Consider the following 22,128-nt stretch of genomic DNA (forward strand, 5'->3'; position numbering starts at 1 on the left):
TCACATCGTTGGCATCTATGTTGCACAGATCGTAGATGTAGTATGGACGGAAAAAGATATATTCATAACAGGAGGGGTGAAATCCTTTAGCTGCCTTCCATTAGCTTTTGGAGTTTGCTTTCTGTAGAGGTTTGTGCGTTCGGGGTGTAGATGCTGCAACGCAGATCGACGCTGCCCTGCACCTGAAGGGAGGTCAGGTCAAACAACATTTTGCCTGCCTTGGCATGACGAAATTCAATCAGCACCTCCGGCGCAGAGCTGACCTCACTTTGGTTCCAAAGCTCATTAAACTCCGGATAAGCTCGGCTCATGTTCTGTATGAACTGTGCATACCAAGGGTCCGTCACATATTGTCCGTAATAAGCGCGGAAAATAGCAAGGAATCCTTTTACAAAATGCTCCCAGTTTACGGCGAGACTTTTAAACTCTTTTTTGGTAAACAGCAGCTCAATCATGTTGCGCTGTTCATGGGGCAGCTCTGCAAAATCCATAAACACATGAGCCGCCGCCGCATTCCAGCCGACAATATGGCAACGCCGATCTGAAATAATAGCAGGGCAGTAGCGCAGCTCCTGTACTATTTTTTGCAGGGATGGAGAAATAACCGTCTGCTCTGCAAGAGCAGGAGGTGTCTGAAATCCGGTTTCAAGCGCCAAATCATACAAATACTTTCGTTCATCCGTGTTTAGCTGCAAGGCGGCGGCAATGGCATCCAGTACAGAGGCGGACACCTTGATATCGCGTCCCTGCTCCAGCCAGGTGTACCATGTGGTGCTGACATCTGCTAATTGAGCCACTTCTTCTCTGCGCAAGCCGGGTGTTCTGCGGCGTGATCCGTTCGGCAGACCGACCATATGCGGGTGTAAACGGGCTCTTTTGGTTTTGAGAAAAACAGATAGTGCTTCCAGACGTGCTTCCGGTTTCATAGCGAGTTCTCTCCATTCGACGGTGGATAAGTAATGAGCAGTTAAGGCTCTAACTATAGTAGTGTTCATTATACCAGGATAAACAAACACTTGTAATAGGATAAGCTAAGGGTAAAATGAGGATTATAAGTAAGCAAACGAGCAGGAGGAATGAAGAGCGTATGCAAAGAGTTGTAGTTACAGGTATGGGTGTGGTTTCACCACTGGGCAATGACGTGGACACGCTGTGGAAGAATCTGCTGGAGGGTCATTCAGGTATACGAAAAATAGACACGTTCGACGTGTCCGATTTGAAAGCACAGATCGCTGGACTGGTACAGGATTTTGATGCAGAAAAGCAATGGGGACGTAAAGACGCCAGACGAATGGATCGCTTCACGCAGTTTGCGTTGTTTGCGGCAGAGCAAGCGCTGAAGGATTCCGGTCTGGAGCTGGATAACACGAATCTGGAGCGTGTTGGTGTCTATGTAGGATCAGGAGTCGGCGGTCTGGATACGTTGGTGGACAATGTGAATGTATTGCAGAATCGTGGGCCGGGCAGAGTCAGTCCGACACTGGTGCCTATGATGATTTCAAATATGGCTGCAGCGCAAATCAGTATTGCGTTCGGAGCGATGGGGCCAACGCTTTCGCCGGTTACGGCCTGTTCCATTGGAAATACAGCGATTGGAGAGGCGTTTCGTACGATTCGCACAGGAGATGCGGATGTGATTTTTGCAGGTGGAGCGGAGGCAGCGGTGAACAGACTGGCGCTTGCGAGCTTCTCCAATGCAACGGCCTTGTCGACTCGTAACGAGGAGCCTTCGATTGCGAGCCGACCGTTTGATCAGGACCGCGACGGCTTTGTTATGAGCGAAGGAGCTGGCATTCTGGTACTGGAGTCGCTGGAGCACGCTGTTCAGCGTGGCGCAGAAATAGTTGGCGAGGTCATCGGCTATGGGGCTAGCTCGGATGCTTACCATATGGTTGCACCGCACCCGGAAGGAACCGGAGCTTATCTGGCGATGAAAGCAGCCCTTCAATCCGCCCGTATCACGCCTGAAGAGGTGGACGTGATCAGTGCGCATGCAACGAGTACGCTCGTTGGCGATCTGGCTGAGACTCTCGCGATACACAAACTGTTCGGTGACCATGCCTACCAAATTCCGGTTACCGCGAATAAATCCATGCTCGGTCATATGCTGGGAGCCGCAGGCGGCGTCGAAGCCATTGCACTCGTACAGAGTCTAAGGGAAGGCATCATTCCGCCAACGATTCATCTGGATAACCCGGACCCGGCCTGTGATCTGGACTATGTGCCTCACGAAGCACGCAAGGCCTCATTAAATATCGGGCTATCCAATTCCTTCGGCTTTGGCGGCCACAATGCGGTCATCGTAATGAAGCGTTACGAGCCATAAGTGAAATAAATGATTTAACCTCAGGAGTTCTATCCAACGGGATGGAATGCCTGAGGTTTTTGCTATTGGCAACGGATTCATTTTAGATAAGAGATAGAGTAAGATGGAAGAAAACATTTGGAGGCATTGGAAGTAATGATTTTAATCAGGAACATAGAACCAGCAGATGCTGAAGCGTATTGGAATTTGAGGCTGGAAGCTAGTGCGATTAATGGTGAAAGGTTTTGGAGAGATGAAAATTGAACGGTTGCTTTCTATCGTCATTTTGCTGTTGAAAAGAAATAGAATTCAGGCGAAGGAACTGGCAGATTTGTATGAGGTTTCGATACGGACGATCTACAGAGATATTGAGGCGATTAGCCTGGCTGGCATTCCGGTGGTAACCTATCAGGGGGTAAATGGGGGAATCGGCCTGATGGATGGCTACCGTCTGGATCGAAGTATGCTGACGGAAGGCGATGTGAAGGACATTGTGATGGGCTTGCAGAGCTTGTCCTCGTCGTTTGGTGGACCGAATGTGACCCGGTTGCTCGATAAATTTGAAAGTATTATACCAGATTCGGGAAAAGCACAATTCAGTGTTAATACCACACAGTTCATCGTCGATCATTCGGGTTGGGGAAATCAGTCTGCGCAGGAGGCTAAGCTGGTAAAGGTGAAGGAGGTGCTGAGTCAAGCGCGTACGATTGCTTTTACTTATCGGAATGCGCAGGGAGCCGTGACTGCACGGAAAGTCGAGCCGCACACGCTCGTTCTGAAAGGACAGCAATGGTTTGTATACGCCTACTGTCTCGACAGGGAGCAATTTCGTTTGTTTAAACTATCCCGCATGAGTGATCTTATTGTTACGGAGACGGCTTTCACTCGCCGGGACCTTTCCTATGAAGTGCTGCCATGGAATGAAGAACGGCTGGCGGCGGTCAGGGCGGTACAGCCTTTTACGTTGCAATTTAACCACAAATCCCGGCATCTGGCGGAAGACTGGTTTGGCGTGGAAGCATTGACCGAGCAGGGAGAAGGGATGTACACAGTTTCGGTTCCTTTTCCCGAGGATGCGTGGATGTATGGATTTATTTTAAGTCTGGGACCGGATGTGATTGTCAAGGAACCTGCCCATTTACGGGAAAAGATTCGGGATATGGCGTTACGTATTGCATCCAATTATGGAGAGCCTCTTATAGAGAATTTCGAAAAACATAGAATATAAAAAAACAAACCTGACGGATAGCTGTCAGGTTTGTTTCGTTATACTGGAGCCATATCAATCACGAAAGGGGATTTACGAAAATGGATAAAGCTTGTCAAAGCTGCGGGATGCCGCTGGAGCATGAGGAACAATACGGAACGGACGCTCATCAGGCCAAAACAGATGAATATTGTAAGTATTGTTATAAGGAAGGTGCGTTTGTGCAGCCTGATTTGACGATGGAGGAGATGATTCAGCAGTGCGCGCCTATTCTCGCAGAGCAGGGGATGCAAAAAGAAGAGGCTGTGGCGATGATGCGTAATTATCTGCCGAATTTGAAGCGTTGGCGTTCACAGGAGAGTACGGAACGTGAAGAAGATTTTAAACCGATCCGGGAGGAAAGTCGGGGGGAGATTCGCCTGATCGGACTGGCAGCACGTACAAGCAACCGGAATGAGCAAACATCCCAGGCGATCATTCCAGGCATGTGGGAACGCTTCTGGAGTGAAGATGTGCCTGGACGGATAAGCGGTCATGAAGAACACCGTTCTGTCTATGGTTGCTATACCAATTATGAAAATGGGGTTTTTGGCGACTATACCTTTTTTATCGGAAAAGAAGCGGATATGGATGGTGAAGCTTCTGACGGTCTTAAACAACTCGTTATTCCGGCTGCGCGTTACGCTGTCTTTCAAGCTACACCCGAACCTTCCTCGGTCTTTCGGGTATGGCAAGCGATTTGGAGCTGGGCCGCCTCGGGACAAGCAGAGCGGACGTACACAGGTGATTTTGAAGTGTATGGCAATCCTGATGAGCCTGTTCTGATTTACATTGCGATCAAGTGATGATTAGGTAGTAAAAACAGAGAGAGCCGTCCGACCATTGCTGTGGTGCGGACGTTTTTTTTGCTGTTTAAATCATAGTAGTCGACCCTTCATTCAAGTTGAACGGCAGGTTACTGCCCAAAAGACGAGAGCCAGAGCACTGACGCCAGCACCCAATAGACATACCCCGTTCCAGCCGGCATATGTGTACATATGAGTCGAAGCGATGGCCCCGGTGGCGCTGCCGATGGAATAAAATATCATATAGCCTGCGGTCAATCGGCTGCGTGCCTCAGGACGTACAGTGAAAATCATGCTCTGATTCGTCACATGCACAGCCTGTACCGCCAGATCCAGAAGGATAACGCCGAGGACCAAAGCGAACAGCGAGTGCTCGGTATAGCCGATAGGCAACCAGGATAGCAGTAGCAGAGCCAGCGCAATACCCGTCGTCCGCTGTCCTGAGCCTTGATCGGCAAGACGCCCTGCCCGAGCAGCCGCTAATGCTCCGGCGACTCCGGCCAGACCAAAGGCCCCGATGGCAGTGTGTGAAAGAGATAGCGGCGGGGCACTGAGAGGCAGTACCAGCGAAGTCCACAATATGCTGAACGCAGTAAAAATGAGCAAAGCCAGCACGGCTCGGACACGCAGAATCCGTTCTTGCACGAACAGGGTGAGAACCGAGCGAAGTAGCTGCGGATAGGATAGCGTTGCTCCTTTGGGTTCATTCTGTGGCAGCACCCGAAACAGCGCTACAGCCATGAATAGCGTCAATGCGGCAGAAACAAGGTACACCGAACGCCAACCCGCGAGATCGGTCAATACACCAGCCACGGTTCGTGCCAGCAGAATACCGATAACGACACCGCTGGTCACCAGACCTACGATGCGTCCGCGTTCAGCCGGGGCGGCCAAGGTCGAGGCGAACGCAACAAGTGTCTGTGTGACGACAGCCAGCAGCCCAACCGTTGCCATGCCCATGAGCAGGATTGTACGCGTGGGAGCCAGGCTAACCGCGACTAACGCCAACACGGATAGGAGCATTTGTCCGGTAATCAGCCGCCGCCGATTCAAAAGATCGCCAAGCGGGACGAGCAGAAACAGTCCCAATGCATAACAAATCTGCGTGACTGTAATGACGATGCCAACCGATGAATGTGTGATGCCAAACTCGTGCGCCAGCGCGTCCAGTAATGGTTGCGCGTAATAAATGTTGGCGACAGCCAGCCCACAGGCTATGGCAAATAGGAGTGCCACAGATCGGGACATGGAACGAACGGGGGCTGTTTCGGCAGCGTTGGCTACAGTTTGATGGGGCAGGAGTACTGCTTTTTCTTCTGACGTCTTCATTTTCACATACCACATCACTTTCTGTAAGTTACATACCGACAAGTATAATATACCGATTGGTACGTAATGATTTTAGGTTAATATAACTTGCGTCCATATGAGATGTCAAGAGTTTATCATGTACATATTTGACAGTCGCTTCTGATAATCATACAATCTTAATATACTGAACGATACGAAAAGAAGGGGTTATTTATGGTTCGACCACGGGAATTTGATGAGGAAAAGGCATTGGATGCAGCGATGCAGCTTTTTTGGGAAAAAGGGTTCGAGGCTACGTCTTTAAGCGATTTAACCTCCAAAATGGGAATTCAGCGCCCCAGTATTTATGCTGCCTTTGGGGATAAAAAGCAATTATTCGAAGCCGCGCTGCGCAAATATACACAATCCCACGCTGCTTATGTACAGTCCAGACTGCTAAGTAGCGCTTCTGTCAAAGAGGCAATTTGCAATTTTTTTGAAGGGATAGTGGCAGAAGAATATGATGAAGGCCCTAACCGGGGGTGCTTTTGCATCAATACAATGGTAGAATTGGCCCCACATGATGAGAAGTTTGAAATTTTGACGAGGGAACATCAGATGTATCTTTCTACTGTATTTCAAGAAACCATCGAGCGTGGTATACGATCAGGGGAGCTTGAGACTACTACGGACGCGCGAGCTTTGGCTCATACGATGATCTCGTTGTTAATCGGGATTACCGTAATGATGAAGTCACGTCCGGAGCGTTCCTTTGTGGATCATGCGGTTGCGACTACACTTATGTTACTGAAGTAACTTCTTTCATATAACTGATAGTACTTGAGAGTTGTATTTTGGCTTTACTAAAAGCTGTGCCATGAATTTTTCACCTTATGTAAGGGTTAATGCTGTGGCACCAACGATGGTAAAAAGATCCAGACATTATACGGGAGCGACGGCAGCGGATATTGCACTGCGGGAAGTGACACGTTTTGTACAGAAGCATACTGCTTTGAATGAAATTATTTTTGAGTGGGTATAAGGGGGATAAGTGAATGCATGAGGAGCAAAATCAGGAACAATGGCCAGTGTGGGCTACGGAGCCTGTAAAAATAGTGAATCCTGATCCTGACTGGTCAGAGCAGGGCTTGCAGGTTATTCACGAGTTGCGGGAGCTGCTACTGCCGTTTAATGTGACGGAAATGGAGCACATAGGAAGCACGGCAATTCCCAATCTTTCCGCCAAGCCCATCATAGACATTATGGCAAAATTGGAATCCTGGGATAGGCTGGAACAGATTGTATCTGCTTTGCAACCAACAGGCTGGAGCTATGTTCCGCCTGAGCTGGACGGTCGGGAATGGAGAAGATTTTTGGTTAAAGTGGAACAGGATCAAAGAAAGGGACATCTGCATCTGATGCTGGAACATGAGGAGCATTGGGATCAACAACTGTTGTTTCGGAACCGTCTTCGTGAACGGCCTGAGCTGGTTCAGCAATATGATGCATTAAAAAGGAAGCTGGCAATGGAAAATCAGCATGATCGTGAAGCGTACACGGACGCTAAAACCGATTTTGTGCAAAACGTTCTGGATGCCGGACCATCCTAAAGATTAGGACGGCCGGACATCCCGGGTTTTCACATTGTTACTATAGAAGGTAGAATCGCTGGATAGGGGAATGGCCGGCTGATTACAGACGTTTCAAGAATACGCTGATGCGCTCCAAGGCGATTTCCAGTTGTTCCTGTGACGATGCGTACGAGCAGCGGATAAAGCCCTCGCCGCCCGGTCCGAATGCGGAGCCGGGTACGGTAATGACACCCTCTTCTTCCAGTAACCGCTTGGCAAACTGCTCTGAGCTTAAGCCCGTGTGTGTAATGGATGGAAAAGCGTAGAAGGCACCGTTCGGTTCATGGCACGGCAGTCCTGTCTGACGCAAGCTTTCAACAAACCATTTTCTGCGCAGATTGTACGATTCCATCATGCGGTCTTTTTCCTCCAGCCCGTGGCGCAGGGACTCAATAGCGGCAATTTGCCCGATAATAGGAGCGCACATAACGGTATATTGATGGATTTTCAGCATGGCTGAAATTAGCTCCTGCGGGCCGCATACATAGCCGACTCTCCAGCCCGTCATCGCAAAGGCTTTGGAAAAGCCGCTGATGAGCAGGGTTCGTTCTTTCATGCCCGGCAAAGCGGCGAAGCTTACATGCTTCTGTCCATAGGTCAGTTCACCATAAATTTCATCGGAGATCACGACTAGATTATGCTCCTCCACCAAGCGGGCAATCGGTAGCCAGTCCTCATAAGTCATTACTCCACCTGTCGGATTGTTCGGATAACAGAGAATAAGCACTTTGGATCGTGGAGTCAGCTTGGCTTTGAGCGCTTCAGCCGTCAGCTTGAACTGCTGATCAGCAGAGGTCTCAACCGTTACCGTATGCCCTCCATTCAGGAATGTGATCGGTGAATACGAAATATAGCAGGGAGCAGGAATGAGAATTTCATCGTGTTCCGTAATCAGGGCACGGAGCGCCAAATCCAGCGCTTCACTGCTACCGATTGTTACCATGATTTCATTTGCCGGATTGTAGGACGTGTTAAAGCTGCTCTCCAGATACCCGGCAATCTCCTCACGCAGCTCGGGAAGGCCAGCATTCGGTGTGTACGAGGTCTTGCCATTTTCCAGTGCTGTGATACAAGCCTTTCTGACATGTTGAGGGGTCACAAAGTCCGGTTCACCGACACCAAGCGAAACAATATCTTTTCTGCCTGCGCTATATTCAAAAAACTTACGGATGCCTGAAGGCGGCATTTCCCGTACAGCTGGAGTTAAAAAATCGCTTATAGATACTGTGGTCGATACGTTCGTCATGTTGATTTCCTCCTTTTTGAAAAACAAAAAAACCCGCCCCTGTAAAGGGACGAGTTTATACCCGTGTTACCACCCTAGTTTCATTCCATAAGAAATGACACTCTGTTCACGTATCCATCAATACGTGTTCCGGTTAACGCTGGAAAGGCGGCAGAGCTTACTTCAAGTTCAGCCCGCTTCTCGGAGATGGCGTTCGGCTACCCTCGGAATGTTGGCTTTCACCTGCCCCAACTCTCTGCAAATCCGCTGTATAGCTTACTCGTTCTCGTCATTGAAATTTGTTACCGTATCAAGTTAGGTGTAATTATAAGCACAACATTTCAGGATGGCAAGTCTTTTTTTATAAATTTAAAGACAGGAGCATCATCATTGACGATTGGAAAATAACGTATATAGTGGTATCAAGGGGGATTGGGCCTCCGATTTCACCATGATATTTGACAATATTGGCTAGAGAGGAATGGTATCCATATGAACGTATTTGAACGCTTTAATGGCAAGGTTTTGCCTGCGGGATGGGGCTGGATCAACGAACCGACTGTATGGAGATTCGATGAATCCAAGGCTTTACAGGTATCTGCACCTTCACAGGCGGATTTCTTTAGAGATCCGTCCGGCGCAGCGATAAAATCGTCCGCACCCTTTTTGCATACAACGCTTCAAGGTGATTTTACAATATGGACGAGGGTTCGTGTCGATATGAAGCAGCCTTATGATTCAGGATGCTTGATGATTATGGCGGATGATACCCATTGGGCCAAGCTATGCTTTGAATATTTTGAAAGCACTCCCTCTATTCTTAGTGTGGTCACACGGGATACGTCCGATGATTGTATATCTGGGACGATGGACGTTTCCAATCCGTATTTGCGAGTGGCAAGAGCCGGCAATTGCTTTGCTTTTCATTATTCATCAGACGGGCAGCAATGGAAGTTGGCGAGATATTTTGGCATGGATGTTCCAAACGAGCTAAAGGTTGGGGTCGTTGCACAATCTCCGGTCGGAGAAGGTTGTGATGTTACTTTTGATGTTTTGACTGTGGAGAATCACGTATCCGGGGACATACGAACTGTGTAATAAACGGAGTGAGCATTTCTATAAACAAGTATGGCAGCATGATGTATATACGTATATTCAGGCAGGGGGCTGGACAAGAGTTTGTTGTTTAAAGGAAAGAGATATAAGCTACCCGGCTTATTGGGTGTACTGCTTGTAGCTACGTTGGGATGTTATGGGCTTATTATGTATGTGCAGTCCACAAGTGGGACGAAAATGTATCAATTTTTGTACTGGGATCTATTTCTGGCATGGGTTCCAGTCTTGATTTCTCTGGGAATGATCGCCTTATCCAGGCTGGGAAACATAAAAGTGAGAAGGCTTCTTTTATTAATTGCCGGAGTCGTATGGTTGTTTTTTCTGCCGAATGCGCTGTATTTGCTGACTGAATTACTACATGCATTCCGTTTTTATGATGTGAATCCTGACTCGCGTTTTTGGCTGAATACTCAATTTTGGTTGATCTTATTTACGTCTTTTTCGGCGGCAGGAATTGGTCTTTTTCTTACTTCCATTTGTATATTTATGATCCACCGTATGCTGCAAAAGGTTTGTTCCGGCTGGCTTGCGTGGGCTACCGTTTTTATGTTCCTGTGGCTGTCCAGTGTAGGTGTATATATCGGCAGATTTGCTCGCTGGAATAGCTGGGATGTGGCGTTGCAACCCATGGTGATCGTGATGGATGTTTGGAAATGGGTCGTACATGCCGGAGCAAGGCTTCATTTGTTGTCATTTAGCTGGCTGGTGTTTGGAATCGTGGTCATTTTTTATTTGTTGATCTATATCTCTTTAAGTGAGGAGAAGCACGCTTAGGCCGAGGATACGTATTCCACGAATACGGGCCTCGGCCTTTTTACATGTGGGAAGCCATCAGCTAAGGTTGTCCTCCCTGTGTTCTTCATAAAGCACACGCACCAGCAGATCCTGACTGAAATTGCCGAATCTTTTGCCGAAAATGGTGAGCCCCCCTTTGTTCTGCGGCTGATCGGATACGGATAAACGTAATGTAATATCACTTTTATAGTTCAGGCCGATATCCTCCAGTGTGACCTCGGATATACGGCATCCGTCGATGAAGCTTCCGTGTTGATTGATGCGGATTAATTTGAGCATGCCGTATTGGTTCAAGTGCGGCGGCCACCAATCGGGATTGAGGACCCCGGGCACTTCTCCAAAGTCTCCGGCGCTGGTCCAGTGACCGATGGGAATATCATTCACATGAAAACAAATATCGGACGGGTATTCCTCACAATAACCCGGTGCTTCTGAGCCCAGCTCTGCGGAAAATTGAATTTCGGTAAAGGATTGATTCTCTTTGAGATAGTTAGGAATCCGATATTCCAGAAAACCATCTGCCATCCAGATCATTTCAGAATCCAGCCGCCCGGGATCTGCAAAATAGCGGGGATCATCAAAATCGCCAATAATGCTGTCTCTGGTCACCAAGCCGCAGGTAGGTACTGCCTGATAGTTACTATAATGCCCGATGCGAATTTCAACCTCATACACATTCTTCTGCTCTCTGCTACGCAAGTCCACCATCAGCTTTTCCTTATTCAGATAGCACATTTTTCGGGTTCCGTGCTTGCCACTCACGGTATTGATCTCGACAAGGCCACATTCCTCCAGCTTACGAATATGCATCGTAATCGTGCCGTTGCTCAGATCAAGCTTGTTAGCGATGTCATTCATACTTTGTCCTTGATGGGCGGCGAGTAATTCCAGAATTTGAATGCGGATTTCCGAACCGAGCGCTTTGAAAATGTCTAGCCCTGACATTAAGTCCTTAATATAAATCATAGCTATAGACCTTCCTTATCTCTAAAAAATGTATTGTAAGCGCTTATATATTTGTTTTGACTTATGTTAAAATAAAATCAGAAAGAAGTAAACTGCTTTGCTGTAAATTATTTTTATGAAAATAAAAAGGAGAGTGAAACGAACCCCAGAATCGATTTTCATCAAAATAAAACGTATTAAAGTTATTCGATTGAATTATACAGTTAAAATGAACTTAAATACGTTTTAATTTAACTTTTCATGCTATTCAATTCTATACTTTATATTTGTTTAAAAAGATCTAAAAATACATTGACGAACCGTTGAACGGCATGCTATATTTTGTTTGTAAACGAATACATTATTAATAAAGTAAAATGTTAATTATATGGAGCATGAGAGGGATGATGATCACAGGGTGGAGTGAACAACAGATGATGTACCGCACAGGTGAATACAGGCCAAGTGGTATGAATTTATTTTAACACTATATGTATGCGGTTTCATTTCAATTTTAGGAGGGGTCGCGTTGATAAAGAAAAAAGGTTTTGCAATGACAATGGTTGTGTTGTTGTTGATGGTTGCTGCACTGGCTGGCTGTAGTGGAGGAAGCTCCAGTAGTGATGGAAGCAAGGAGCTGACGTTCATGTTCCGTGGCGGAACAGATGAGCAGAAGGCATATAAGGAAGTTATCAAGAAATTTGAAGAGGAACATCCTGGAGTAAAGGTTAAAATGGTCGTGACAGCAGCGGATCAATATGCTACAAAGCTCAGAGCTGCGATCACAGGGAATAATCTTCCAGATGTCTTTTATTTTAACCCTGGAGATGTGAAGGCTTATGTAAATAGTGGGGTACTGAAGGACCTCACCCCTTACATTGAGAAGAACAAGGATATAAACCTGGATAACATTTGGAAATACGGTGTGGATTTGTATCGCTATGACGGTAAAATGGCTGGCCAAGGAAATATTTACGGTATGCCAAAGGACTTGGGTCCATTCGCACTCGGCTACAACAAAACGATGTTCGAAAAAGCGGGCGTTCCCTTGCCTGATAAAGACAAACCGTATACATGGGATGAATTCATCAAGGTCAGCCAAGAGTTGACCAAAGATACCAATGGTGACGGCAAGCCAGATCAATACGGTACAGGCTTTAACGTTCAGTGGGCATTGCAAGCCTTTGTATGGAGCAATGGGGCAGATTGGCTGGATGAGAGCAAAACTAAAGTAACGATTGATGATCCGAAATTTGCGGAAGCGCTTCAGTACTTTGCTGATATGCAAAACAAATATAAAATTACACCTGGTATTGAACAATCACAAACACTGGACACCTATCAACGCTGGATGAAGGGCGAAATGGCATTCTTCCCGGTAGGTCCTTGGGATATGAGTACATTTGAAAAACTGCCATTTGAATATGATCTGTTGCCTTTCCCGGCAGGATCGACTGGCAAATCGGCAACATGGATTGGTTCTCTGGGTATCGGTGTTTCCTCTAAAACAAAGTACCCGGATGAATCTGTAGCTCTGGTCAACTATCTGACGACTTCCAAAGAAGGAATGAAGCAGCTCGTAGACGCAAAGGTACAAATTCCGAATCTGCTGGATATGGCGGATGAGTGGGCCAAAGATACGAAAACCAAGCCTGTTAACAAACAAGAATTTATTGATATTGTGAATGACTATGGTCGCTCGTTGCCAGGCAACTATACGTATAATGCCGAATGGTACGATATTTTCTTCACTGATATTCAACCTGTGCTGGACGGTAAGATTACGGCAGCGGATTATGTGAAACAGGAACAACCAAAGATGCAGAAACTGCTGGATAAAGCGGTGGAGCAAGAGAAAAAATCACAGAAATAATGCGTAAATAGCGGATAAGGGATGATGTTAGTGGCTGATACCATGCTGCTGACATCATCTTCATTCCAAATTAGAAACAGAGGTGAGCCCTGTGATAACCAAATCTAATCTCTACCGCAAAGAGAAGATATATGGATACTTATTTATTCTTCCTCCTATTCTCGGTCTGCTAATCTTTACGTTGTTCCCGTTTCTCTATTCGTTATACGGCTCTTTTACAGATTGGGACGGATTGGGACAAATGAACTTTATTGGTCTCGACAATTTTAGGGATTTATTTAGCGATGAGCTCTTTTACAAATCGATGTACAATACTCTTTTCTTAATGCTGGGTATTCCAATTGGTCTAGTATTAGCTTTACTGCTAGCACTGGGGTTGAATCGCAAGATTCCAGGCACGACGACATTTCGTGTGATCTACTATATTCCGGTTATTTCCTCTTTGGCTGCCGTTTCTATAATGTGGAACTGGGCATACAACGGAGACTATGGTCTGGTGAACCAATTTCTTGAGCTGTTCGGCATCAAAGGTCCTAACTGGCTGATGGATAAGGATACAGTCAAGCCAGCCTTGATTCTCATGACAGTTTGGAAAGGTCTTGGCTACACCATGTTGCTGTATCTGGCGGCATTGCAAAGTGTATCTCGTTCTTATTATGAAGCGGCAGAGCTGGATGGAGCCAGCGGATTCCAAATGTTCCGCAACATTACATGGCCAATGGTGAAGCCGGTAACCTTTTTCCTAGTCGTAACCAATATCATTGGCGGTTCGCAAATTTTTACCGAAATGAACATTATGACACCAACGGGTGGTCCAGAATACTCCTCCGCTTCAATCGTCTTCTATATTTGGGATAAGGCATTCAAAAACCTGCAAATGGGCTATGCCTCCGCGATGGCTATGATTCTCGGCATCTTCATTTTTATCGTAACGTTGATTCAATTCAAAATGAATGAAAAGTCATCCTTTGATGGGGATTGATTTTCGCGGAAAGGAGTGAGTCTGATTATGTCCCATAGTCAAAGAACAAAAGTTACCAATACGATTATCTTTATTGCTCTGGCCATTGGAGCGATTGTGATGATCGCACCGTTGCTCTGGATGCTGTCCACCTCGGTTAAGGAAAAGCAGGATGTTTTTGCTCTTCCGCCAGTATGGATACCAGAAGTGTTCCAGTTCAGCAAGTACAAGGAGATTTGGGAAGCAGGGCCTTTGCTCAGCGGGATTAAAAACAGTGTGATTGTGGCCGTAAGTGTTACCGTTATTGGTACTTTTACATCCAGTGTGGCCGCTTTTGCATTCGCAAAGCTGAGATTTCCTCATAAAAACAAACTGTTTCTGGCCTTGATCGCATCGATGATGATTCCGTATCCGACGGTTATGATTCCACAGTTTATGATGTTTTCCAAGCTCGGTTGGGTAGACACGCTTCTTCCGCTGATCGTTCCGGGTCTGTTTGGGAATGTGGTCATGATCTTTTTCCTGCGGCAGTATTTACTTAGCATACCTGATGCCATTATCGAAGCTGCCAAAATTGACGGAAGCTCTTATTTCCGACTCTACTCGTCGATTACGTTCCCGCTCATTAAGCCAGCTATCGCCGCGCAGCTTATTTTATGGTTCATGGGGATTTGGAACGATTATCTGGCACCTATTATTTATTTGAATTCACCGGAAACGCAGACATTGCAGCTGGTCATAGCAAACTTTAATGCGACCTATGCCATTCAGACGGATTATCCGCTCATTATGGCAGCTTCCATAGTCGCTTTGTTACCTGTGCTGATTATATTCCTGATCTTCCAGAAACAGATTATTGAGTCGGTTGCTATTTCCGGTGTAAAAGGTTAAGTGTAGCCACTGGAGGGTACGGATGAATGATGCAAGGCAATCACAATCTGTAAGGGGTAAAGGAAGGAGGAGAATAACAGTTATGGTGATGCTGCTCATGCTGGGTCTATCCGGCTGTGGGGATAACACTCCGGATCCTGTGTATCCGCAGGCTCCGCCTCCCGATCACTTGTATGATCAAAGTACGATTAACGATGAACAGCGCTGGACCATTAACAATGCACATGACCCGGCGATTATCAAAACAGATCAGGGCTATTATGTCTACTCAACGGATGTAAAGACAGGTGGAGAATTGAGACCCGGTGTCATGGTACGCAAATCGACTGATCTGATTCACTGGAACTGGGTACAGTATGCACTGCCTGGCATTCCCAAGGAAGCGGAGGCATGGTCGTCAGCAACCAATCTGTGGGCACCGGACGTTATTAAGATGGGCGATACCTATCGGATGTATTATTCAGCCTCTACCTTTGGAAGCACACGATCAGCCATCGGATTGCAGACATCCAGCTCGCCGGAAGGCCCGTGGAAGGATGAAGGGCTTGTCATTAAAACGAAGGAGCATGACAAGCTGAATGCGATTGATGCCAATCCGGTGCTGGATGCGGAGGGGAATTCGTGGATGGTGTACGGCTCGTTTTTTGGAGGCATCTATATTACACCGCTTGATCCCCAGACTGGAAAGCTCAAAGAATCCGGCTATGGCAAAAATATTGCCGCCAGAGATCGGGCAACAGAGGACGGTGCTGTGGAAGGGCCGTACATTGTGTATAATCCCGCATTCCGCAAATATTACTTGTTTGTCTCGTATGATTCTTTGTTCGAGGATTATAATGTACGCGTTGCCCGCTCGGATTCGATCACAGGGCCGTATGTGGATATCAATGGACATGATATGGCAGATACCAGCTATTTGCCCCAATACGAGATTGGGAACAAGGTACTGGGCGGTTATCGGTTCAGTCAAGGAGAAGGCTGGGTTGCGCCAGGTCACAATTCTGTCCTGAAGGACGGTGCGGATTATTATATTGTACATCATGCGCGGGGAGAAACGGACAAGAGCTGGCCGTACCTGCATGTACGCAAAATATTATGGACCGCTGAGGGCTGGCCTGTCGTATCACCGGAACGGTATGCGGGCGAGAAGGAACAGGACATACCTCAAAGATTATTATCCGGCAGTTGGGAACGCATCGTGATGAAGCAGGAAGTGGACGGTCAAGTGGAAGCTGAACCGCTCCGGCTGGAAGATGGAGGGCGGGCAACCAGTGGTTCTCTTGAAGGTCACTGGAGCTTTGATGGCAAGCGTACTCTAACAATGGATTGGAGCGATACATCCGAAGGAACAAAGGAAGAATTGTTATTGCTTCCTTCATGGGATTGGGAGCTGGGTCGCCAAACTTTAATTTTTACAGGGATGGACGACAAGGGAATTTCCATCTGGGGTAAGCGTATCGGCGATTAATTGTATGAACTATATACTACACATAGAGGAGAGAATAACCATGAATCAATCTGTACCCTTTAATAATCCGGTCATTGAGCAACGGGCAGACCCTTGGATTTACAAGCATAGTGACGGATACTATTATTTTACCGGATCTGTACCAGAGTATGACCGCATTGAGGTTCGACGAGCACGTAATATTCAAGATTTAAGTACAGCAGAGCCTGTCGCAGTGTGGCACAAATATGAAACGGGCCCGTTAAGTGCGAACATTTGGGCACCGGAAATTCATTATATTAACGACAAATGGTACATTTATTTTGCAGCAGCTCGTACAACGGAAACGAAGGAAGGCCTGTTCGACCACCGGATGTTCGTGCTGGAAAATGCTTCGGACAACCCGCTGGAAGGAGAATGGGTGGAAAAGGGGCAGATCAAAACCCGTTGGGAAACGTTCGCGCTTGATGCCACAACCTTCCAGCATCATGGAGTTCTGTATTATGTGTGGGCACAGAAGGACCCGGACATCGTCGGTAATTCCAATCTGTATATTTCCGAAATGAGCAATCCGTGGACGCTGCGCGGTGAGCAGGTCATGATCTCGACCCCTGAATATGATTGGGAAGTCATCGGTTTTAAGGTGAATGAAGGAGCGGCAGTTCTGAAACGGAACGGGCGGATCTTTATCAGTTATTCAGCTAGCGCCACAGACCACAATTATTGCATGGGCCTGTTGACGGCAGATGAGAATGCGGATTTACTTGATCCGAAATCATGGACAAAATCACCTGAGCCGGTATTCTGTACGAATGAGGAAACAGGACAATTTGGGCCAGGTCATAACAGTTTTACGGTTGCTGCTGACGGTAGCGATGTTATCGTATATCACGCCCGGAATTACAAGGAAATTACAGGCGACCCGCTGTATGATCCGAATCGCCATACACGTGTTCAGCCGTTCAACTGGAAGGAAGATGGAACACCTGATTTTGGTATTCCAGTACCAGATGGCGTTTCTGTTGATAGATAAGCGAAATCTATTATAGATGGTTGACGTGTTGTACAGCGGCACTGTAACTTTCTAGAAATCATAGGAAATCATGATTTTGCTGCGTATAACAAGAGCAATAGGATATCTTCTGAGCCTTCAGGCTGGAGGATATCTTTTTGCTTTTGGGACGGCAAGTCTGGCCGTAATTGTTTAAATATACACAAGCCAAAGTACATTTGGGGGTTATGTATGCGTTTGGCGAGCATGTCAAGCGCTTGATTGATAAAAATGTTTAATATTTTCCACGAGATGGAAGCTACAAATGTATGGTAAAGTGTAGTATATACAAGGTTTTATCCAAATGTCTTATCCAAAGTCTCCTGTGCATACCGAATCCGAATCACACGAGGTGAGAAAAATGCTGCAATCGTTAAAAGCCATTGCTAACTACAGGAAAGAAAATGATCTGGCCTGGGATACACCGACTTGGCTAAAGCTGCTTGTTTCGGCTGAGGAGCGTATTGTTAATCTGGAACGCATTCGATCCATAGGTGAGTTAAAGGATGCCAATCCTGTACTGGATTATGTGGAGCGCACGTTGCTTATTTTGGACGGACTTCCATTGTCATTCTGGGTTAAAGAGCTACTGGAAGATGTGTTGGTATGGTCTGAGACAGCCAAAGGAGGTACAGTCCGCGAACGGCTACGCTGGCAGCATGAGGGCATTAATTTGTTTGTACATAATATTGGCTCCTCCCAGCTATATGTCAGACAGGCTCAAGCAGAGTCCCCTGCATACCCGCGCAACAGCATGACCCGAATTCTGATTGAGACGCATGGATTGATCGGGCAATATATACGGGGAGAAATTCCTTTTGCGGAAAATCGACTGCTGCTCGAAATTACTCGTAAGGGCTGGCTGAGCCCTGAGGAACTGGAGCTTGTTTTACGGGCCCTGAACGAGTGTATTATCGCCGGGGTAGAACCTGCATTATGGGACCAAGTACGCAGTGAAGTGGAGCAGCTGATCGGCTGGATTGCATGGGATAACGCACCTGTAGTCTGGAGTGTAAAGGAGCGACTGGAGAGATTACGGTCGGTTTCGATTCATGAAGGGGAGCCGTTCGAGCAGGCTTACACAGAACTAGAGCGGGAGTTGAATGTAGAGAAGGTGCTGGCCCCGTTGGAGAATCGGACACTGTGGTATGTGGAATCAGCTTTGCAGGATTTTTCACTTCAAGAACTGGTAAAGGTATTCTTACTCACGTTGAGGGATGGCACGGGGCAGGAACAGCCTACGACCGTTCGCCATATCAGTTTCGAATCGCTCATGAATACGATGTATTATGACTATCGTGGTCTCAAGAAAATTAACGTATACAAAAAACGAATGATAGAAAAATATTTAAGCGCGTTGTCCTGGCAGGACATTTCAAAAGGGAAACGGAAGCATAATCCTCATTTGAGTGTGATCGTGGAACATAAAGAGGAACTGCCGAGTACTGTATTTTTTAATTTTGTATTTTCATCTGCGGCCGAGAAACTGATCGACTTTTGTATTGAGGCAGAAAAAACTCCTCTGTATGACAAAGCAGTCCTGCTGCTGTTCGATCTGTTCGGATTACGGCGCGATGCTTATGATCGCTTTCACAATGAGGAGACGTACCTTACAGATATGAACCAGACCGTAGATTACAAAAGGGTCATTTTGGATTACGTGACTGGAACCCGCATACTGGATATTGGACCCGGCGGGGGCGTGCTGCTGGATCTGATCGAACAGGAAAGACCAGATGCGAAGCCATTAGGTCTTGATATTTCTGTGAATGTCATTGAGGCACTTAAACGTAAAAAGCAATTGGAGCGCCATCGTTGGGATGTCATCAAAGGAGATGCGCTCCGGTTGGAGGAATATGTGGAAACAGGGAGCATGGACACGGTCATTTTCTCTTCCATTCTCCATGAGCTGTATTCTTACATCGAACGGGATGGGGCACGGTTCAATCTGCATACGGTAGAGGCTGCTTTGCAAAGCGCCTATCATGTGCTGGCACCAGGCGGACGGATCATTATCCGTGACGGTATTATGACCGAACCAGCAGAGCAGCGCAGACGAATTCGATTCTTGGAGCCGGATGGAATGGAATGGCTGATACGGTATGCGCAAGATTTTGCGGGCCGCCACATTGAAATAGAGCGTGTGGGGGAGCATGAGGCTATTTTGCCTGTGAACGATGCGATGGAATTTCTATATACCTATACTTGGGGGGCGGAAGCCTATGTGCATGAAGTGCAGGAGCAGTTTGGGTATTTTACCCCGTCACAGTTTGAAGAGTGTATTCGTAACACACTTGGATCACAAGCGATTATCCGGGTGAGCCGCCACTATTTACAGGAGGGCTATGCCGAGGCGCTGTCCAGCCGTGTTGAGTTCATGGATGAGCAGGGCCAGCGGGTTCCTTTGCCAGACAGCACCTGTCTGATCGTGATTGAGAGACCGAATAATAATAGGGCTGGAGTTGCTGAATGATTTTTAATTTGAACAAGAGAGTGCCTTCTGATTTGTGCCAAGCACGATTAGAAGGCATTTTTTAGAAAGCTAGTGGAGGTGTGTTCATGTATGTCCTCGCAGGTGGAAATATCCGGGTATGACCCGCAGTGGGCTGAAGAGTATATGCAAGAGCAAAGTAAAATTGCAGAGGCTCTCATGGACAAGGTGGAGGAATGATGAAGAATATGATGCTTGATGCACAGGTAACGCCGAATGGTTTAAAAGACAGAATGATGCTGCTGTCAGCGCTGGACATTATATTGTCTCCAGAAGATTGGTTACGCACGTATCGTATGCAGTCTGATTGGTCTGGTGATGTGTGCCTGGGTGAGGTGAACAACGGTGCTGGAGATACGATCCATATGTTGTGGACGCGTGGAGGTGTGCTGTTGAAGGGTTTTGACCACGAATCCCCTGTAAGTCCTCATGCGAGAGACGAATATGAGGTCTGGCCGGGCATGTATGACGGTGTGCCTGATAATATGATGGAGCTCTTGGAAGATGAAGCACTGGAGAAAGAGGACGTTACCTTTTGTATGTGGAGGGAAGCAGGAGATACGGCATGGCGTATGGGCAAGGTGAACATCCCCGAGGCGTATGACGATGGCTCATCCTTTTTGCTGGGGAAAATTATAGTTACACCGGAGGAATATCAGGATTGGGCTGAAAGTTACTATGAGTTGCCGATTTCTCTAGGGGTGGTAAGCCACATTTTCAACGGCGTTCCGATCACTATACAGATGATCTCTGCACTTCATCCACAGCGTGATGTTACGGAAGCGATAAAGGAGCTAAAGCAGCTTGGCGTTCAGGTGCATGAGAGCTAAGAATACAGATTTGTTTTTCTTGACAAGTTTTGTATATAATACAGGAGAAATGGCTGAGTTAATTACCTCGAATTAAAGGAGCTGTGTTGAAGATGTCCAAACGTTTGATTCCTTACATCACGATGGATGGAAATGCAAAAGAAGCAATCGAATTTTATGAAGAGGCATTGGATGCTCAACTGCTTTTTATTCAAACCTTTGGGGAAATGCCGGAAAACCCCGATTTTCCCATTCCCGCAGAGGTCAAGGAACGTGTTGGACATGCCACCCTTAAAGTGGGTGAGACAGAGCTCATGTTTTCTGATACCTTTCCCGGATCACCGTTTAGCAGCGGGAATCAGGTGAGCATCTGTATTACAACCGATAGTGTGGAGCAAGCTCAAAAAATGTTTGATGCTCTACAGCAAGGAGGACAGGTGGGAATGCCTTTGCAGGAAACCCATTTTAGCCCAGCTTATGGGAATGTAACAGACAAGTTTGGTGTCACCTTTCAAATGTTCACAGAGGCTCGGTCTTAAGAATTGGAAAACGGCTCGATTTCGCTACTTTAGCGATCTGGCCGTTTTTTTTGCGTGCATGTCCTCTAGCTCAATTCCTAAAATAAAATATTTTAATATTTTTGAACTGGAAACAAAAATTTAATATAATATTGTAATGCACCAACGGGTGGGAGGATAGGCCATGAACAAAGAAGAACAGGTCATAATCGGTTTCAGGGACTTATTTAACAAGATGGTTTGGCTTAATAAGGATAAGATGGAAGACAGTCTTAAGGGTTATAAGCCTTCTGAAGTACATTGCATCGAATACATTGAAAAAAATGTAGATTCCAATGTGACAAAACTTGCGGAGTCCCTTTATATGACTAGCGGTGCCATAAGTAAAATAACGAAGAAGCTCATAAAAAAAGGCCTTATCGAAAGCTACCAAAAGTCGGATAACAAGAAAGAAATCTATTTTAGGCTTACGGAGCAAGGGAAAGTAATTTATAAAATCCATGAGGACCTGCACAAAGAGTTTCAAGAGCGAGATAAAGTCGTATTTAAGCAGGTAACCGAGGAACAATTTGACAGTATGCTTAACTTCGTGGAAAAGTATAATAGGCATTTGGATGCAGAAATAAAGAAACTGGGTGTAGATATTAAGTCGGAATAAATTTGAATAATGAAAATGAAACCACAGGCAGCCGGGCTCTATTGAGAACAGGCTGCCTTTTTATCGTTAT

At 46.5% G+C, this 22,128-nt stretch carries 21 protein-coding genes, 1 pseudogene and 1 other annotated feature; of the genes and pseudogenes, 18 read left to right on the plus strand and 4 right to left on the minus strand.

Going from position 1 to position 22,128, the window contains the following annotated elements; genetic code table 11:
• Positions 1-86: 86 nt before the first annotated feature.
• Positions 87-926 carry a helix-turn-helix transcriptional regulator gene (locus tag AC0WRU_RS08920; RefSeq protein ID WP_476128015.1) on the minus strand — a complete coding sequence of 280 codons (840 nt, stop codon included), beginning with the start codon at positions 924-926 and terminating at the stop codon, positions 87-89.
• 161 nt (positions 927-1,087) lie between these two features.
• On the opposite strand from AC0WRU_RS08920, the gene fabF reads away from it, so the two are divergent.
• From fabF to AC0WRU_RS08935, 3 genes are all read left to right on the plus strand, one after another.
• Complete coding sequence (gene fabF, locus AC0WRU_RS08925; RefSeq protein WP_476128016.1) at positions 1,088-2,326, plus strand: beta-ketoacyl-ACP synthase II; 1,239 nt, start codon at positions 1,088-1,090, stop codon at positions 2,324-2,326.
• 232 nt (positions 2,327-2,558) lie between these two features.
• Positions 2,559-3,533, plus strand: a complete 975-nt coding sequence (locus tag AC0WRU_RS08930) for a helix-turn-helix transcriptional regulator (protein WP_476128603.1) — start codon at positions 2,559-2,561, stop codon at positions 3,531-3,533.
• Positions 3,534-3,613: 80 nt separating this feature from the next.
• Positions 3,614-4,357 (plus strand): zinc ribbon domain-containing protein, encoded by a 744-nt coding sequence (locus AC0WRU_RS08935; protein ID WP_476128017.1) that lies wholly within the window; start codon positions 3,614-3,616, stop codon positions 4,355-4,357.
• 93 nt (positions 4,358-4,450) lie between these two features.
• Here the strand turns inward: AC0WRU_RS08935 and AC0WRU_RS08940 are convergent, their stop codons facing one another.
• The gene (locus AC0WRU_RS08940) at positions 4,451-5,686 is read right to left on the minus strand and encodes an MFS transporter (protein ID WP_476128018.1); all 1,236 of its coding nucleotides are present in this window, start codon (positions 5,684-5,686) and stop codon (positions 4,451-4,453) included.
• Between the two features lie 195 nt (positions 5,687-5,881).
• On the opposite strand from AC0WRU_RS08940, the gene AC0WRU_RS08945 reads away from it, so the two are divergent.
• The 4 genes and pseudogenes from AC0WRU_RS08945 (at position 5,882) to AC0WRU_RS08960 (ending at position 7,257) form a co-directional block, all read left to right on the plus strand.
• Positions 5,882-6,463 carry a TetR/AcrR family transcriptional regulator gene (locus AC0WRU_RS08945; protein WP_476128019.1) on the plus strand — a complete coding sequence of 194 codons (582 nt, stop codon included), beginning with the start codon at positions 5,882-5,884 and terminating at the stop codon, positions 6,461-6,463.
• A 40-nt stretch (positions 6,464-6,503) separates the two neighbouring features.
• Positions 6,504-6,575: pseudogene (locus AC0WRU_RS08950) on the plus strand (3-ketoacyl-ACP reductase); the annotation flags it as partial.
• Positions 6,558-6,689 (plus strand): hypothetical protein, encoded by a 132-nt coding sequence (locus AC0WRU_RS08955; protein WP_476128723.1) that lies wholly within the window; start codon positions 6,558-6,560, stop codon positions 6,687-6,689. The pseudogene AC0WRU_RS08950 and the gene AC0WRU_RS08955, both read left to right, overlap by 18 nt.
• A gap of 13 nt (positions 6,690-6,702) precedes the next feature.
• Positions 6,703-7,257 carry a GrpB family protein gene (locus AC0WRU_RS08960; RefSeq protein ID WP_476128020.1) on the plus strand — a complete coding sequence of 185 codons (555 nt, stop codon included), beginning with the start codon at positions 6,703-6,705 and terminating at the stop codon, positions 7,255-7,257.
• Between the two features lie 82 nt (positions 7,258-7,339).
• Here AC0WRU_RS08960 and AC0WRU_RS08965 read toward each other — a convergent pair whose 3' ends face one another.
• Positions 7,340-8,524: an aminotransferase class I/II-fold pyridoxal phosphate-dependent enzyme gene (locus AC0WRU_RS08965; protein ID WP_476128021.1), complete on the minus strand. Its 1,185-nt coding sequence runs from the start codon at positions 8,522-8,524 to the stop codon at positions 7,340-7,342.
• A 42-nt stretch (positions 8,525-8,566) separates the two neighbouring features.
• Positions 8,567-8,805: a binding site (T-box leader), on the minus strand.
• A gap of 190 nt (positions 8,806-8,995) precedes the next feature.
• Between AC0WRU_RS08965 and AC0WRU_RS08970 the strand changes: the two genes are divergently transcribed.
• Both AC0WRU_RS08970 and AC0WRU_RS08975 read left to right on the plus strand, forming a co-directional pair.
• Positions 8,996-9,601, plus strand: a complete 606-nt coding sequence (locus tag AC0WRU_RS08970) for a DUF1349 domain-containing protein (RefSeq protein ID WP_476128022.1) — start codon at positions 8,996-8,998, stop codon at positions 9,599-9,601.
• Positions 9,602-9,682: 81 nt separating this feature from the next.
• A complete protein-coding gene (locus AC0WRU_RS08975; RefSeq protein WP_476128023.1) occupies positions 9,683-10,393 on the plus strand; it encodes a DUF1361 domain-containing protein in 711 nt (236 codons plus the stop codon).
• Positions 10,394-10,450: 57 nt separating this feature from the next.
• Here the strand turns inward: AC0WRU_RS08975 and AC0WRU_RS08980 are convergent, their stop codons facing one another.
• Complete coding sequence (locus AC0WRU_RS08980; protein ID WP_025685471.1) at positions 10,451-11,380, minus strand: ArsR/SmtB family transcription factor; 930 nt, start codon at positions 11,378-11,380, stop codon at positions 10,451-10,453.
• A gap of 508 nt (positions 11,381-11,888) precedes the next feature.
• Between AC0WRU_RS08980 and AC0WRU_RS08985 the strand changes: the two genes are divergently transcribed.
• From AC0WRU_RS08985 to AC0WRU_RS09025, 9 genes are all read left to right on the plus strand, one after another.
• Positions 11,889-13,232: an ABC transporter substrate-binding protein gene (locus AC0WRU_RS08985; protein ID WP_476128025.1), complete on the plus strand. Its 1,344-nt coding sequence runs from the start codon at positions 11,889-11,891 to the stop codon at positions 13,230-13,232.
• Between the two features lie 91 nt (positions 13,233-13,323).
• Positions 13,324-14,214 carry a carbohydrate ABC transporter permease gene (locus AC0WRU_RS08990; protein ID WP_476128026.1) on the plus strand — a complete coding sequence of 297 codons (891 nt, stop codon included), beginning with the start codon at positions 13,324-13,326 and terminating at the stop codon, positions 14,212-14,214.
• A gap of 27 nt (positions 14,215-14,241) precedes the next feature.
• On the plus strand, positions 14,242-15,084 hold the full coding sequence (locus tag AC0WRU_RS08995; protein ID WP_025685474.1) for a carbohydrate ABC transporter permease: 843 nt from the start codon (positions 14,242-14,244) through the stop codon (positions 15,082-15,084).
• A gap of 82 nt (positions 15,085-15,166) precedes the next feature.
• Complete coding sequence (locus AC0WRU_RS09000; protein WP_476128027.1) at positions 15,167-16,552, plus strand: family 43 glycosylhydrolase; 1,386 nt, start codon at positions 15,167-15,169, stop codon at positions 16,550-16,552.
• A 40-nt stretch (positions 16,553-16,592) separates the two neighbouring features.
• The gene (locus AC0WRU_RS09005; protein WP_476128028.1) at positions 16,593-17,564 is read left to right on the plus strand and encodes a glycoside hydrolase family 43 protein; all 972 of its coding nucleotides are present in this window, start codon (positions 16,593-16,595) and stop codon (positions 17,562-17,564) included.
• 379 nt (positions 17,565-17,943) lie between these two features.
• Positions 17,944-20,055: a class I SAM-dependent methyltransferase gene (locus tag AC0WRU_RS09010; RefSeq protein WP_476128030.1), complete on the plus strand. Its 2,112-nt coding sequence runs from the start codon at positions 17,944-17,946 to the stop codon at positions 20,053-20,055.
• A 194-nt stretch (positions 20,056-20,249) separates the two neighbouring features.
• The gene (locus AC0WRU_RS09015; protein ID WP_476128031.1) at positions 20,250-20,903 is read left to right on the plus strand and encodes a hypothetical protein; all 654 of its coding nucleotides are present in this window, start codon (positions 20,250-20,252) and stop codon (positions 20,901-20,903) included.
• 92 nt (positions 20,904-20,995) lie between these two features.
• Positions 20,996-21,421, plus strand: a complete 426-nt coding sequence (locus tag AC0WRU_RS09020; protein ID WP_053325184.1) for a VOC family protein — start codon at positions 20,996-20,998, stop codon at positions 21,419-21,421.
• Between the two features lie 163 nt (positions 21,422-21,584).
• Positions 21,585-22,058, plus strand: coding sequence for a MarR family transcriptional regulator (locus AC0WRU_RS09025; RefSeq protein ID WP_476128033.1), 474 nt, complete (start codon positions 21,585-21,587; stop codon positions 22,056-22,058).
• Positions 22,059-22,128 lie beyond the last annotated feature (70 nt).

It is taken from the genome of Paenibacillus sp. 1-8 (assembly GCF_056316205.1).

What these genes read in the sequence shown, in the direction of transcription:
- AC0WRU_RS09005 (WP_476128028.1), top strand. Translation starts at nt 16,593, where the DNA reads ATGAATCAATCTGTACCCTTTAATAATCCGGTCATTGAGCAACGGGCA.
- AC0WRU_RS09025 (WP_476128033.1), top strand. Translation starts at nt 21,585, where the DNA reads ATGAACAAAGAAGAACAGGTCATAATCGGTTTCAGGGACTTATTTAAC.
- AC0WRU_RS08945 (WP_476128019.1), top strand. Translation starts at nt 5,882, where the DNA reads ATGGTTCGACCACGGGAATTTGATGAGGAAAAGGCATTGGATGCAGCG.
- fabF (WP_476128016.1), top strand. Translation starts at nt 1,088, where the DNA reads ATGCAAAGAGTTGTAGTTACAGGTATGGGTGTGGTTTCACCACTGGGC.
- AC0WRU_RS09000 (WP_476128027.1), top strand. Translation starts at nt 15,167, where the DNA reads ATGGTGATGCTGCTCATGCTGGGTCTATCCGGCTGTGGGGATAACACT.
- AC0WRU_RS08995 (WP_025685474.1), top strand. Translation starts at nt 14,242, where the DNA reads ATGTCCCATAGTCAAAGAACAAAAGTTACCAATACGATTATCTTTATT.
- AC0WRU_RS09010 (WP_476128030.1), top strand. Translation starts at nt 17,944, where the DNA reads ATGCTGCAATCGTTAAAAGCCATTGCTAACTACAGGAAAGAAAATGAT.
- AC0WRU_RS08970 (WP_476128022.1), top strand. Translation starts at nt 8,996, where the DNA reads ATGAACGTATTTGAACGCTTTAATGGCAAGGTTTTGCCTGCGGGATGG.
- AC0WRU_RS08935 (WP_476128017.1), top strand. Translation starts at nt 3,614, where the DNA reads ATGGATAAAGCTTGTCAAAGCTGCGGGATGCCGCTGGAGCATGAGGAA.
- AC0WRU_RS08965 (WP_476128021.1), bottom strand. Translation starts at nt 8,524, where the DNA reads ATGACGAACGTATCGACCACAGTATCTATAAGCGATTTTTTAACTCCA.
- AC0WRU_RS08920 (WP_476128015.1), bottom strand. Translation starts at nt 926, where the DNA reads ATGAAACCGGAAGCACGTCTGGAAGCACTATCTGTTTTTCTCAAAACC.
- AC0WRU_RS09020 (WP_053325184.1), top strand. Translation starts at nt 20,996, where the DNA reads ATGTCCAAACGTTTGATTCCTTACATCACGATGGATGGAAATGCAAAA.
- AC0WRU_RS09015 (WP_476128031.1), top strand. Translation starts at nt 20,250, where the DNA reads ATGATGAAGAATATGATGCTTGATGCACAGGTAACGCCGAATGGTTTA.
- AC0WRU_RS08980 (WP_025685471.1), bottom strand. Translation starts at nt 11,380, where the DNA reads ATGATTTATATTAAGGACTTAATGTCAGGGCTAGACATTTTCAAAGCG.
- AC0WRU_RS08930 (WP_476128603.1), top strand. Translation starts at nt 2,559, where the DNA reads ATGAAAATTGAACGGTTGCTTTCTATCGTCATTTTGCTGTTGAAAAGA.
- AC0WRU_RS08940 (WP_476128018.1), bottom strand. Translation starts at nt 5,686, where the DNA reads ATGAAGACGTCAGAAGAAAAAGCAGTACTCCTGCCCCATCAAACTGTA.
- AC0WRU_RS08960 (WP_476128020.1), top strand. Translation starts at nt 6,703, where the DNA reads ATGCATGAGGAGCAAAATCAGGAACAATGGCCAGTGTGGGCTACGGAG.